The sequence below is a fragment of the Streptomyces sp. NPDC089424 genome (assembly GCF_044749345.1).
Taxonomy (GTDB): Bacteria; Actinomycetota; Actinomycetes; order Streptomycetales; family Streptomycetaceae; genus Streptomyces.
Map to the genome: position 1 here is coordinate 89471 of NZ_JBIVHU010000001.1, position 12988 is coordinate 102458.

Below are 12988 nucleotides of genomic sequence, written 5' to 3' on the forward strand. Positions count from 1 at the left end.
CGGATGCAGGGCTCTGTGGCGAGTGAGAGCTGATCGCTATGTCTGCGTCGCACACCACCGGTCGCCCGGTTCACGACCCCGTGGTCCGGGAGCGGATCCACGTCATGGTCGACCAGCACGGCATGCTGGCTAGGTGGAGCCCCGCGGCCCAGAAGCTGCTCGGCTACCCGGAGGAGGCCGTACGGGGGCGTCCGGCCATGGACCTGCTGGTGGGCATGGCCGTCGAGGGGCTCCAGGCCCCCGCCGGTGAGGACTTCACCGTCACCCTGCGACACCGCGACGGTGGGCTGGTGCGCTGCCGGCTGGCCGTCCGGCCGCAGCGCACCGACGTGCGGACCGGGTGGGACGTGCTGCTGGTCCCGGCAGATCCGGACGGCTTCGTCGAGCCGGACACGACCACGCAGCGCAACGGAACCGCGGACCTGAGCCGGCTGGCGGCTCCCGGCGGGTTCGCGCGGCTGGGGGACACCCCGGAACTGGAGCGGGCGCTTCTGGAGATGCTCTTCACTCGTGCCCCCACGGGACTGTTCCTGCTCGACCCCGAACTGCGCCTGGTGCGGTTCAACCCCGCGGCCGAGGGCATGCAGGGCACCTCCGTCGAGGAGGCCCTGGGCAGGCGTCCTACGGAGGTGTGGTCCGGCTTCGGAGTGCAGGCGGTGGAGCGGGTCATGTCGGAGGTGCTCGCCACCGGTGAGCCGGCGGTCGGCGTCGAGAAGCGGATCCACCCCCCGGGCGATCCCCAGCACGAGCACGTCTACTCCGCCTCCGTCTTCCGGATGGAGGACGCCGACGGCAGGGTCCTCGGCATCGCGGACGCCACCGTGGACGTCACCGACCGACACCTGGCCCACCAGCGGCTGACGGTGCTGGCGCAGGCCAGCACCCGGATCGGTGCCACGCTCGACGCGCTGGACACGGCCCGGGGCCTGGCGGAGGTGTCGGTGCCGGTCGCGGCCGACAGCGTCGCCGTCGAGTTGCTGGAGGCGGTCCTCGCCGGCGAGGACCTGGAGGCGGGGCCCCTGCGGCCGGGCACCGTACTGCGCCGGGCGGCCGCCCGGTCCCGCGACGACGACCCCTCCGGGACGGCCGGTGTGCCCGAGGAGCCGCTCCCTCCGGTGGCCCCGGGCGAGGCCCTGGCATGTCTGGAGCCCACCCTCGTCGATCCCCTCTCCCCGCTGGGGCAGCAGGCGTTGCGGGGCATGAGGACGCCCGCGGGGACCGGGGAGGAGGCGCACTCGCTGATCGTCGCACCGCTGGTCGCCCAGGACCGGGTGCTCGGGCTCGCGACCTTCTGCCGCTGGGGGGAGCGCAGGCCCTTCGGGGTGGACGACGTCGCCCTCGTCGGACAGCTCACCCGGCGCACGGCCGAGAGCCTCGACAACGCCCGCCGGCACCTGAGCGAGCACAACTCCCTGGTCGCGCTGCAGCACGCGTTGCGCCCGGCCCGGCTTCCGCACCAGCAGGCGCTGGAGGTGGCGCACGCGTACGTGTCCGCGGGCTCCGGCGGGGACTGGGTCGACGTCGTGCCGCTCTCCGGGGCCAGGGTGGCCCTCGTGGCCGGCCGGGTGCCGGGGCGCGGCATCCAGTCGGCGGCCGCCGCGGGACGGCTGCGGGCCGCCATGCACACGCTGTCCGACCTGGACCTGGAGCCGGACGAACTGCTCGCCCGGCTCGACGACATGGTGCGCGGGCCCGTCGGCGTGAGCGGCTCCGGCGAAGACGACCGCGCCGCACCGGACGGAGCGAAGTGCGCCCACGGGCGGGAGTGCGGGGCCACCTGCCTCTATCTGATCTACGACCCCCTGTCCCGGCGCTGCTCCGCGTCCACCGCCGGCCACCCCTGGCCGGTGGTCGCGCTCGCGGACGGCACCGTCAGGAGGCTGGGGAGCCCGGTCGGCGACACGCTGTGCTGCCCGGGGGCGCCGTTCGGCAGGGAGGACTTCGAGGTCCCCGAGGACTCGACGCTGGTCCTGTACACCCCTGGTCTGTTCCAGGCGTTCCGGCGGGAGGAGCGGCCGGAACCGGTGCGGCCGTACGAGCCCCAAGGGGCGGACGAGCCGGGGCGGTTGCGCGAGGCCGCTTGCGAGGAGCGCCTGACCGCGCTGCTCACCGACCCGCCGGGTCCCGTGCAGTCGACGTGCGCCCTGCTGACCGAGGCCCTGGTCCCGCCGCGGCCCCGGGACGACGCCGCCGTCCTGGTCGCGCGCACCCACGAACTGGACCCGGCACGCGTCGCCTCGTGGGACCTGCCGAGCGACCCGGCCACGGTCGCCGAGGCCCGTTCCCTGGCCACCCGGCAGCTCTCCGCGTGGGACATGGAGGAAGCGTCCTTCGCCACCGAACTGATCGTCAGTGAACTCGTCACCAACGCGATCCGCTACGGCAAGCCGCCCGTGACGCTCCGGCTCATCCGCAGCCACGTGCTGACCTGCGAGGTGTCCGACGGCAGCAGCACCTCACCGCGGCTGCGGCACGCCCGTGCCACCGACGAAGGCGGCCGCGGGCTGCTCCTGGTCGCGCGGGCCTCGGACCGCTGGGGGACCCGCTACACCGACGACGGGAAGATCGTCTGGGTGGAGCAGAGCACCGACGGACAGAGCGTCGACTGAGCGGACGAGGGGGTCACTCCGGCAGATGCTGCTCGGCCCACGCGCCCAGCTCCTTGAGCGCGGGTTCGAGCGCCGCTCCCGCATCGGTCAGGCGGTAGGAGACCCGTAGCGGCGGCCCCTCGTCGACCTCTCGGACGACGAGCCCCGCCGCGCCGAGCTCGCTCAGCCGGTCGGAGAGCATCCGCTCGCTGATGCCGGGGATCGCCCGGCACAGATCCGCGAAGTGCGCGGGCTGCCCGACGAGCACGGCCACGATCGGGCCGGTCCAGCGCTTTCCCAGCAGCTGGAAGACCCGGGTGATGCCCGCGTCCACCCGCTTGCACGCCCCTGCGTCGTGGCTCCGCACGTCCGTCATGCCCCTCAGGGTACTACCCGCCCGTGAGGGGGTGAAAAAAAGTAAGCTCCCGTGTTATCAATAGCTACGTACGAGAAATCAGCCCCTGGTGCATCGCCTCGGGCATTGCTCTTCTGGAGACACGCATGGCCACCCTGCTGCACATCGACTCGTCGGTCTTCCCGGGCGAGGCCTCCTCGTCCCGCACGGTCGCGGACGCCTTCCGCAAGGCCTGGCTGGAGCAGCACCCCGACGGCACGGTCGTCTACCGCGACCTCGCCGCGAACCCCGTCGCGCACATCACCGCCGACTCGCACACCGCGGGCTTCGCGGATCCGGACACCCACACCGACGGGCAGGCCGCCGCCTTCGCCGAGCGGGTGAAGCTGATCGAGGAGGTGGAGCAGGCGGACGCCGTCCTGATCGGCGCGCCGATGTACAACTACGCGATCCCGTCCACGCTCAAGGCGTGGCTGGACAACGTGATCCTCTTCGGCCGCACCGTGGGCGAGAACCCCTCGGCCAAGGGCACCCCGGTCACCGTCGTCGCCAGCCGCGGCGGCTCCTACGCGCCGGGCACGCCGAAGGAGCCCTTCGAGTACGTGCAGAACTACCTGCGGGCGGTGCTCGGCGACACCCTCGCCCTGGACGTGGACTTCATCGTCCCGGAGCTCACCATGGCCCCGCACAACCCCGCGATGAACCAGCTGATACCCCTCTTCGAGGCCTCTCGCGACCGCGCCTTCGAGGAGGCCGCCTTCAAGGCCAAGCAGCTCGCCGAGCGCCTGGCCGCCTGAGCGGGCGCGCGGGCGGACCACCGGACCGGCGCCCGGCCTCCGACGGGCGCCGGTCCGGCTCCGAAGGCGCGCGGGCGGGCCGATGAGGCGATCCTGAAACGGGGGAGTCGTCCTGGAGGCAGCGATGGAAGTGAGCCGACTCGGCATGGTCGTGCACGGCGGGCGCACGGAGGCCGCGGACGCCGCCCGCGTGGTGCGTGCGTGGTGCGAGGAGCACGGCGTGCGCTGCACGGACATCGACGTCTGGCACGACGGCGGACGGCGCAGCGCCGGTGAGGAGGTCGCGGCCGCGGGCGATCCCGACCTCATCGTCACCCTCGGCGGCGACGGCACGTTCCTGCGCGGTGCCCGGCTGGCCGCGGAGCACGACGCCCTGGTCCTCGGCGTCAACGTGGGACGGCTGGGCTTCCTCACGGAGGTGCCGGTCGCCGGTGTGCGGGCGGCGCTGGACGCGGTGCGCGAGGACCGGCACCGGATCGACAGCCGCATGCTGCTCGCCCTGCGGGCCTCCCGCCGCCTGGAGGTGCCGACGGGGATGGAGGCCTGGGTGCGGTTCGGCCGCGGGCCGCTGCTGCCGCCACCCCAGGTGCGCCCGGACTGCACGGTCGACCCGGAGTGGGGCATCCCGCTGGACGTCACCGCGCTCAACGACGTCGTCCTGGAGAAGCTGGCGAGGGACCGGCAGGTGTCGGTCGGCGTCTACGTGTCCGGCCGGCTCCTCGCGTCCTACTCCGCCGACGCGCTGCTGGTGGCCACGCCGACCGGCTCGACCGCCTACAGCTTCGCCGCGGGCGGCCCCGTCGTGTCACCCCGCGCCGAGGCGCTCGTCTTCACGCCGGTCGCCCCGCACATGGCCTTCAACCGCTCGGTCGTCACGGCCCCCGACGAGCCCGTCGGACTCCGGGTCCTCGAACGGTCGGGCCCCGCCGCGGTCAGCATCGACGGCCAGCTGCGGGGCGTGCTGGACCCCGGGGACTGGATCGGTGTGTACGCCGCCTCGCGCCGGCTGCGGGTCGTACGGCTGGAGGCGATGGACTTCTACGGCCGGCTGCGGGAGCGCATGAACCTGACCGACGCCCCGGCCGCGGTGGCCGACGGCTCGCCGGCGCCCCTGTGGTCGGTGACGAGCCCGCCGCCCGGAGACCTCGACCACCTGGCACTGCTCACGCGCACCGGCGGCACCGCGGCCCTGCGGTGACCCGCGGGGCGTCAACTCCCGCGTCTGCTGCGGGCATTGGCCTCGGCTACCAGGACGCGCAGCAGCTCGTCCTGGTCCAGGATCCGGAGCTGCTCGGGCGACACGTCCCACTCTCGTCCGCCCGCGAGCGGGCGCACCTGGACGTACGGGCCCTCGCGTCCCATGACCCGCCCGTACCGGTCCCGGCGCATGTCGTGGACGGCGTCCCCGACGCCCGGCGCCCGGCGGTGGCCGAGCGCGGCGTCGGCGCCGAGGGATTCCTGGTTCTCGGGCGGTACGGCAGACATGGGCGTCCTCGGTGGGGTCGTTCCGTCGATCGGCTGAGCGGACCACGCGGCCTCGATTACGCTGCGTAGTCCGGGCGTGACGAGCATGCGCCCGGACGAGTCCGGTCACACCGTGGACGGGGCGCTCCTTCCCCGCCGCCCGGGGCGGGTTCCACACCTTCCACACCAGGAACGGAGCCAGCCGCATGCCACAGCGACGGGTCGTCACCGGGCGGAGCCAGGAGCCGCGGCAGCGGTTCGCGGAGGAACTGCGCACCCTGCGGGCGGCGAGCGGGACGAGCCTGCGGCAGCTCGGCGAACGGCTCGGCTGGGACTGGTCGTTGTTCGGGAAGATGGAGAAGGGGGAGACGCTCGGCAGCCCCGAGGTGGTGCAGGCCCTGGACACCCACTACGGCACCCCCGGGCTGCTGCTGGCCCTGTGGGAACTGGCCGCCGGGGACCACACGCAGTTCCGCGAGCGCTATCGCCGGTACATGGCGCTGGAGTCGGAGGCGGTGAGCCTGTGGCACTTCGCGGTCAGCGTGCTGCCGGGGCTGTTGCAGACTCCGGGTTACGCCCGTGAGGTGCTGGCCGCGGGAGGGTTGCGCGGCAGGGAGCTCGACCAGCAGGTCGACGCGCGGATGGGACGACGCGAACTGCTGGAGGGGGAGGACGCGCCCCCGTTCCGCACGATCCTCTCCGAGGCGGTGCTGCGCACTCCGTTGCGGGATGCGGGGGAGTGGCGGGGGCAGTTGGAGCACATCGCGGGCGTGGCGGAGAGGCCGAACGTCACGATGCAGGTGCTGCCTCTGGCTGCCGGCATGCACGGACTGGACAGCACCGCACTGATGTTCCTGCGCCTCCCGGGCGGCGCTACGGTGGCGTACACGGAGAACGCGCACCGTGGCGAACTCGTGGACGGGGACGCGGCGGTGGAGCGATTGCAGCGTGCGTACGATGCGATGCGCGACCTGGCGCTGCCCCCGGCCGAGTCGCGAAAGTTCGTCCTGGCCATCCTGGAGGGAGTCCCGTGCGAGGCACCGACCTGAGTACCGCCGGCTGGCGCAAGAGTTCCCACAGCAACTCGGACGGCGGTGAGTGCGTCGAGGTCAGCCACGACTTCGACGGTGTCGTCCCCGTGCGGGACAGCAAACTCCCGCACGGGGACGTGCTGGTGTTCCCGGCGCCCGGCTGGGCCGCCTTCCTCACCGGCGTCAAGAGCGGTGGTCTCAGCCGCCGTTGACCTTCGAGGCGATGCGGTCGCCGATGTTCTTGTCGATGTTCCTCCAGTACTGCAGCGCGCGGTCCATGACCGGGCGGGACACCCCCTGGAGCAGGTGGCCGCTGACGTTCGAGACCAGCCGGTCCCGGGCGGCGTCGTCGAGGACCTCGCGGACCTGGGTCCCCGCCTGGCCCCAGTCGTCGTCCTCGGCGTGCAGCTTGGTCGCCTCGCGGACCAGCTCACCGGCGGTGTGCCAGCTCGCCGGGTCGCCGAAGCGGCCGAAGTCCGCGGCGGGGCCGCCGTAGGAGTTCGGCGCGTACGGCATCGACGCCCGGGACGGCTCGTAGCGCATCGGGCCGTCCTTGGCGTACGAGTTCACCGGGGAGTGCGGCCGGTTCGGCGGGAGCTGTGCGTAGTTCGGGCCGATCCGGTACCGGTGGGTGTCCGGGTAGGAGAACAGGCGGCCCAGCAGCATCTTGTCCGGCGACGGGCCGATGCCCGGCACCATGTTGGACGGTTCGAACGCGGCCTGCTCGATGTGGACGAAGTAGTCCTCGGGGTTGGTGTCGAGGACCATCCGGCCGACGTCGATGAGCGGGTAGTCGCCGTGCGGCCACACCTTGGTGAGGTCGAACGGGTTGAACCGGTAGTCCGCCGCGTCCTCGAACGGCATGATCTGGACCTTCAGGGTCCAGCTCGGCGCGTTCCCGGACTCGATCGCGTCGAACAGGTCACGGCGGTGCTTGTCCGCGTCCGACCCGGCCAGCTCGTCGGCCTCCTCCTGGGTGAGGAAGTCGATGCCCTGGTCGGTCTTGAAGTGGTACTTCACCCAGAACCGCTCGCCGCCACCGTTGATCCACATGTAGGTGTGCGACGAGTAGCCGTTCATGTGGCGGTAGGTCTTCGGGATGCCCCGGTCGCCCATGAGCCAGGTCACCTGGTGCGCCGACTCGGGGGACAGGGTCCAGAAGTCCCACTGCATGTCGTTGCTGCGCAGCCCGGTCACCGGGTGGCGCTTCTGGGACCGGATGAAGTCCTGGAACTTGATCGTGTCGCGCACGAAGAAGACCGGCGTGTTGTTGCCGACCATGTCGTAGTTGCCCTGTTCGGTGTAGAACTTCAGGGCGAAGCCGCGCGGGTCGCGCCAGGTGTCCGGCGAACCCTGCTCGCCGGCGACGGTCGAGAACCGGGCCAGCATCGGGGTGCGCTTCCCGGGCTGGAAGAGGTCCGCCTTGGTGAACTGGCTGATGTCGTTCGTCACTTCGAAGAACCCGTACGCCCCGCTGCCCTTGGCGTGCACCACCCGCTCGGGGACCCGCTCCCGGTTGAACTGGGCCATCTTCTCGATCAGGTAGTGGTCCTGGAGCAGGATGGGACCGTCGGCACCCACGGTGAGCGAGTGTTCGTCGCTCTCCACCGGGATGCCGGAGTTGTTGGTGGTGTACGGGGCCGTCTGAGGCTCCTGAGTCATGAGCGTCCTCCGTCCTGAGGCGATAACCAGGTCGCTTCGCTCACCCCGGCCAGTCAACTCCGCTGCCATGACATCAGCAACTTTTGGACTGAATCCAAATCGAGCCCCGTTCCGGGGTGGCCCCGCACGCGTACCCCTTTCCCGCCGACTGACTCGGCCGGTGCCCCAGCTGCGGCTGCGGGGGGGGCGACGCCGCTCACGAGGCGTGACCGCGCGCGGTGTCGTCGGCGTCGCCGCCCTTTCCGAGGAGACCCGTCGGCTCGAAGGGCTCCTCCGCCTCCAGGCGGGGCAGACTCCACCGGGACAGGCGCATCACGACTGGCGGCAGCGCGGCGCGTACGGGCTGCAGCAGCCGGAGCCAGGGCGGCGCGTAGACGGCCGTACGGCGGCGCTCCACGCCGTGGACGACCCGTTCGGCGACCGCCTGCGCGCTGTACACGCGCCGCGCGGGCGGCGGCATGTGCCGGCGCAGCTGCCGCAGTACTGCGTACCGGTCGGCGTCGCGCACCATGTCGGTGTCGATCCAGTTCAGGTAGGCGATGCCGACGCTGACACCGTGGTGGGCCACCTCGGCCCTGAGGCTGTGGGAGAAGGCCTCGACGCCGGACTTGGAGGCGCAGTAGGCGCTCATCAGCGGGGCCGCCCCGAGCGAGGCGAGCGACGCCACCTGGCAGAAGTGACCGGCCGTGGCCATCAGGTCGGGCAGGAAGGCCCGGGCGGTGTACGCGCTGCCCGTGAGGTTCACGTCGACGACACGGCGCCAGGTGGCCGGGTCCGAGGAGAGGAAGGGGCCGCCCTCGGCGACACCGGCGTTCGCGATCACGGCGGAGGCCGGTCCCAGGCGGGCCCGTACGGTGTCCGCGGCGGATTCGAGCGCCGCGAGGTCGGTGATGTCGGCCTCCAGGGCGAGCGCCGGGGTGGGCAGGGTCGCCGCGACCGCCTCGAGCGCGGGCGGTTCGTGCCCGAGCAGGGCCACCCGGGCACCCCGCCCGGCCGCCTCGCGGGCCAGCGCGGCGCCGAGGCCGCGGGCGGCCCCGGTCACCACGACCGTGCGGTTGCCGAGCGGACTGCTGTTCATCGGCACAACCTCCTCACCGGCTCCGGCGCGCGCCGACTCCCACGGGAACCACTTCCCGCGCCGCCGCGTGCCGGGATGCGCGGCACGGTCACGGGTGCGGCGGCATGTCCGGACCGGCGGTGTGGCCGGGATGCCCGGCCGTTCGGCGGGTCTCCTTCATCTCCGCCTCGTACAGGTGGTCGCGGCCCTGGGCGAGGTCCCGCAGCACGGCGGCCTTCAGGTCCAGGAAAGGCCGGTGGTAGCCGGCGTCGTACGCCTCGAGGATCTGGAACGTCCAGTGGCCGGGGATCACGTTGCGCCCCACGATCTCCGTGCGGATCCGCTGCGCCCACTGGGGGTGCCCCGCCTCCTCCAGCAGCTCCGCCGCGCGCTCCATCTGCAGGTCCGCGGTGCCGGTGAGCTGGTGGAAGTCGTAGAGGCGGCCCCTGGCTCGTTCCGTCGTCTCCCACGCCTTGGACAGCGCTCCGAGCGCCTCGACGGTCCTGTCGCCGACACCGGCGGGGCGCCGGTGCCTGCTGTCGGGGGTGTCGCGGTGGTCGTCCATGAGGCCTCCTTCGAGGGCTCAGTGCCGGGCGCCGGTGCGGTCGTGCCGGGTCAACACCTTCTGGGCGGCGGCCAGCCGGGGCGCCCGGCGACCGCGCAGCGCGGCGCGGGCGGCGTTCGCTCCCGGCGCGCCGTGCACCCCGCCCCCGGGATGCGCGCCCGCGGAGGCGAGGAAGAGACCCGGGACGGCGGTCTCCGGGCGCCCCGTGCCGGGCACCGGGCGGAAGACGAGCTGCTGGTGCAGCGCGGTCGTACCGCCGTTGATGGCGCCGCCGACCAGATTGCCGTCGAGCGCCTGAAGCGTCGGGGGCGCCAGGACGCGCCGGGCGCGGATCAGCCCGCGGAATCCGGGGGCCATGCGTTCGACCTGGCGCTCGACCCGGTCGGCCATGCGTTCCTGGTCCTCGGCGTCCCACCGCCCGGTGATGCCTTCGTGGCCGGCGTCGGCGCGGATGTCGTGGGGCACATGGGTGTAGGCCCACGCGGACTCGGTGCCGTGCGGGGAGCGGGCCGGATCCGCCGTGGTCATCTGGCCGAACAGCAGGAAGGGCCGGTCCGGCACCTGGCGCATGGCGATCTGGGCGGCGAACCGGGTGAGCTCGTCCGTGCCGTCCGCCACGTGCACGGTCCCGGCCCGGTGGGCGGGCTCCGCCCGCCAGGGCACCGGCCCGTCCAGCGCCCAGTCCACCTTGAAGGTGGCGAAGTCCCACTGGAAGCGCCGCAGGTCGGCCGGCACCTGCGCCGGCAGGTGCTCGGCGGCCACCAGCTCGCCGTAGAGGGCGGGCACCGAGACGTCCGCCAGGACCGCTCGCCCGGCGCTCACCGTACGCCCGCCCGCGGTGCGCACGCCGACGGCCCGTCCGTCACGGACGACGATCCGCTCCACGCGTTCCCCGCAGTCGAGCCTGGCACCACGCGCCCGTAGCCGCCCGACCAGGGCCTCGGTGAGCGCGCCGGAGCCGCCGACGGGCACGGGAAAGCCGTACGTCTGGCCCAGCATGGCCATCAGCCAGCCGAACCCCCCGCTGCCCGCCGCCTCCGGGGCCAGATCGGCGTGCAGCGCACTGCCCGCGAGCAGCAGCCGGCCGCCCTCCCCGCGGAACTCCTCCTCGCCGAGCCGGCGCACGGGCAGCACGAGCGAGCGCGCCGCGCGCAGCCCGCCGGCGGCCCGGAGCCGGAGGGCCAGCCCGGCGACGGCGCGGACGGGCGGGAACGGGGTGAACAGGGCGTTCAGCAAATCGGGTTGCAGGCGCTGCCAGAACGCGTGCAGCCGGTGCCACGCGGCCCCGTCGCCGGCCGCGAAGGTGTCGAGGGACGCCGCCGTGGTGTCGAGGTCCCGGTCGAGCAGCGCGCAGGTGCCGTCGGTCAACGGGTGGGCGAGGACGCTCGGCGCGTGGCTCCACCGCAGCCCGTGCTCCTCCAGACCCAGCCCGGCGAGCACCGGGGAGGCCGCGGCCAGCGGGTAGAAGGAGCTGAAGAGGTCGCTGACGAAGGCCGGATCGACCCCCCGGTCGTGGCGGACCGCGCCGCCCGGCAGGGGCTGCTCCTCCAGGACGTGCACGCTCCACCCGGCGTCCGCGAGGAGATTCGCGGCCACCAGCCCGTTGGGCCCGGCCCCGACCACGACGGCGTCAGGCATGCTGTGCGGCCTCCTCCTTCTCGCACAGGCGGGCGAGGCGCCGGAGCATGGCGCGGTGCCGCAGCTGGATGAGCACCTCGAAGCCGGCGTTGTGCAGCAGGCCGCCCGCTCCCTGGAGCGGATGCTCGTCCACGCGGACCAGGCAGTGCTCTCCCCACGGCCGCAGTTCGATGTCGATGCGTGCGGTGCCCAGCGGGCCCGCGTGCGCCTCCAGCTCCAGCTCGGACCCCTCCTCGCAGCGGCGCACGACCGTCTCGTTGGACACCCGGAGTGGTCCGAGGGACACCTCGTAGCGGATCGCCGCGTCGGTCCGGGGCCACTGCCCGCGCACCGGCTCGGCGTCGGAGGGCCCGACCACCCACAGCGGGTACTTGTCGCCGTCGGCCAGGACGGCCCACACGGTGTCCGGAGAGGTTTTGATCAGACGATGACGTACGGCCACGTGCACCTCCACACCCCCCGGCAGCCGGCGGCCGGGCAGGCCACCGCCGAGTGCCCTGCCCCCGCACCGTCCAACCGGCGCCACTCGCCCGCCCGCGCCCGCGGTCACGCCTGGTTACTATGCTCACGCTCCCCGGACCCCGCGACCTGGGGAGTCGGCCGTGGAATGTAAGGCACATAGGCGACGGGATCTTCGAAAGTGCTGAGAGAGGTCACCGCGACCCGCTACGTCGAGCCGCTGCGCTCCGGCGGCTCCGTCCCCGGCCTCGTCGAGGCCGACGACCTCGGCACCTATGTCGTGAAGTTCACCGGCTCGGCGCAGGGCCGCAAGGCGCTGGTCGCCGAGGTGGTCGTCGGCGAACTGGCCCGCGCGCTCGGGCTGCGCTTCCCCGAGCTGGTCCTCGTGCACTTCGACCCGGCGATCGCCGGGCACGAGGAGCACCAGGAGGTCCGCGACCTGCACGCGGCCAGCGGCGGGGTCAATCTCGGCATGGATCACCTGCCGGGGGCGAGGGACTTCACGCCTCAGCTCGCGAAGACGTTCCGGGTCGATCCGCTGGAGGCGGGACGGATCATCTGGCTCGACGCCCTGACCGTGAACGTCGACCGCACGGTGCACAGCTCGAACCTCATGGTCTGGCCGACCCTGGGCGTCGCACCCCCGCGCCTGTGGCTGATCGACCACGGCGCGGCCCTCGTGTTCCACCACCGCTGGGACACCTCGGCGCCCGACAAGGCCTACGACTTCCGCCACCACGCACTCGGCCACTACGCGCCCGACGTACGCGCCGCCGACGCCGAGCTGGCCCCGCGGGTCACGGAGCGGCTGCTGCGCGAGGTGCTCGCCGAGGTGCCCGACGACTGGCTGGCCGACGGCGCCGACTTCGCCACGCCCGACGCGGCCCGGGACGCCTACGTGGCGTACCTGCACACGCGCGTACGCGCCTCCGGATCCTGGCTGCCCACGGACTTCCCCACCCGCGAGGAGATCGCCGCCGAGGAGGCCGTGCGCGCGGCGAGGACGCAGCAGGGCAGGCCCAAATGGCTCAAGCAGGTCCCCGACCTGCACGGCAAACCGCCCGCGGAACAGGATTGGTCGGTGCACCTCGGATGAGCGGCCGGGTCGAGATCGAGTACTGCACCCAGTGCGGATGGCTGCCGCGCGCGGCCTGGCTGGCGCAGGAACTGCTCACCACCTTCGAGGCGGAGCTGTCCGAACTGGCGCTGAAGCCGGGCAAGGGCGGCGTCTTCGTCGTCCGCGTGGACGGCGAGGCGGTCTGGGACCGCCGTGAGCAGGGCTTCCCCGAGCCGACGGCGGTCAAGCGCGCCGTACGCGACCGAGTGGCCCCGGGCAGATCCCTGGGCCACTCGGACAGGACGCGGGAGTAGA

General features: G+C 73.1%; 14 protein-coding genes. 7 read left to right on the plus strand and 7 right to left on the minus strand.

The genetic code is table 11. The features are described 5' to 3' along the window. Positions 1-38 precede the first annotated feature (38 nt). A complete protein-coding gene (locus ACIP2X_RS00400) occupies positions 39-2609 on the plus strand; it encodes a SpoIIE family protein phosphatase (RefSeq protein ID WP_401665452.1) in 2571 nt (856 codons plus the stop codon). Positions 2610-2622: 13 nt separating this feature from the next. Here the strand turns inward: ACIP2X_RS00400 and ACIP2X_RS00405 are convergent, their stop codons facing one another. Then, on the minus strand, positions 2623-2964 hold the full coding sequence (locus ACIP2X_RS00405) for a winged helix-turn-helix transcriptional regulator (protein ID WP_401665455.1): 342 nt from the start codon (positions 2962-2964) through the stop codon (positions 2623-2625). Positions 2965-3089: 125 nt separating this feature from the next. Here ACIP2X_RS00405 and ACIP2X_RS00410 point away from each other — a divergent pair, with 125 nt between their 5' ends. Both ACIP2X_RS00410 and ACIP2X_RS00415 read left to right on the plus strand, forming a co-directional pair. Further along, on the plus strand, positions 3090-3740 hold the full coding sequence (locus ACIP2X_RS00410) for an FMN-dependent NADH-azoreductase (protein ID WP_401665458.1): 651 nt from the start codon (positions 3090-3092) through the stop codon (positions 3738-3740). Between the two features lie 124 nt (positions 3741-3864). After that, on the plus strand, positions 3865-4938 hold the full coding sequence (locus ACIP2X_RS00415) for an NAD(+)/NADH kinase (RefSeq protein WP_401665461.1): 1074 nt from the start codon (positions 3865-3867) through the stop codon (positions 4936-4938). An 11-nt stretch (positions 4939-4949) separates the two neighbouring features. Here ACIP2X_RS00415 and ACIP2X_RS00420 read toward each other — a convergent pair whose 3' ends face one another. After that, positions 4950-5225, minus strand: a complete 276-nt coding sequence (locus ACIP2X_RS00420) for a hypothetical protein (RefSeq protein WP_401665464.1) — start codon at positions 5223-5225, stop codon at positions 4950-4952. Between the two features lie 185 nt (positions 5226-5410). On the opposite strand from ACIP2X_RS00420, the gene ACIP2X_RS00425 reads away from it, so the two are divergent. Then, positions 5411-6253 carry a helix-turn-helix domain-containing protein gene (locus tag ACIP2X_RS00425; RefSeq protein WP_401665467.1) on the plus strand — a complete coding sequence of 281 codons (843 nt, stop codon included), beginning with the start codon at positions 5411-5413 and terminating at the stop codon, positions 6251-6253. Further along, positions 6235-6447: a DUF397 domain-containing protein gene (locus tag ACIP2X_RS00430; RefSeq protein WP_401665470.1), complete on the plus strand. Its 213-nt coding sequence runs from the start codon at positions 6235-6237 to the stop codon at positions 6445-6447. Before ACIP2X_RS00425 ends, ACIP2X_RS00430 begins: the two co-directional genes overlap by 19 nt. Here ACIP2X_RS00430 and ACIP2X_RS00435 read toward each other — a convergent pair. The 5 genes from ACIP2X_RS00435 to ACIP2X_RS00455 form a co-directional block, all read right to left on the minus strand. After that, positions 6434-7897 carry a catalase gene (locus tag ACIP2X_RS00435; RefSeq protein ID WP_401665473.1) on the minus strand — a complete coding sequence of 488 codons (1464 nt, stop codon included), beginning with the start codon at positions 7895-7897 and terminating at the stop codon, positions 6434-6436. The genes ACIP2X_RS00430 and ACIP2X_RS00435 overlap by 14 nt on opposite strands. Positions 7898-8093: 196 nt before the next feature. Continuing rightward, positions 8094-8975 carry an SDR family oxidoreductase gene (locus ACIP2X_RS00440; protein WP_401665476.1) on the minus strand — a complete coding sequence of 294 codons (882 nt, stop codon included), beginning with the start codon at positions 8973-8975 and terminating at the stop codon, positions 8094-8096. Between the two features lie 88 nt (positions 8976-9063). Then, the gene (locus ACIP2X_RS00445) at positions 9064-9519 is read right to left on the minus strand and encodes a hypothetical protein (RefSeq protein ID WP_401665479.1); all 456 of its coding nucleotides are present in this window, start codon (positions 9517-9519) and stop codon (positions 9064-9066) included. An 18-nt stretch (positions 9520-9537) separates the two neighbouring features. After that, positions 9538-11157: a phytoene desaturase family protein gene (locus tag ACIP2X_RS00450; protein WP_401665482.1), complete on the minus strand. Its 1620-nt coding sequence runs from the start codon at positions 11155-11157 to the stop codon at positions 9538-9540. Next, positions 11150-11599, minus strand: coding sequence for an SRPBCC family protein (locus ACIP2X_RS00455; protein ID WP_401665485.1), 450 nt, complete (start codon positions 11597-11599; stop codon positions 11150-11152). The genes ACIP2X_RS00450 and ACIP2X_RS00455 overlap by 8 nt, the downstream gene beginning before the upstream one ends. 198 nt (positions 11600-11797) lie before the next feature. Between ACIP2X_RS00455 and ACIP2X_RS00460 the strand changes: the two genes are divergently transcribed. Both ACIP2X_RS00460 and ACIP2X_RS00465 read left to right on the plus strand, forming a co-directional pair. Next, complete coding sequence (locus tag ACIP2X_RS00460; RefSeq protein WP_401665488.1) at positions 11798-12712, plus strand: HipA family kinase; 915 nt, start codon at positions 11798-11800, stop codon at positions 12710-12712. Beyond that, positions 12709-12987: a SelT/SelW/SelH family protein gene (locus ACIP2X_RS00465; protein WP_401665491.1), complete on the plus strand. Its 279-nt coding sequence runs from the start codon at positions 12709-12711 to the stop codon at positions 12985-12987. Before ACIP2X_RS00460 ends, ACIP2X_RS00465 begins: the two co-directional genes overlap by 4 nt. The last annotated feature ends 1 nt before the right edge of the window (position 12988 follow it).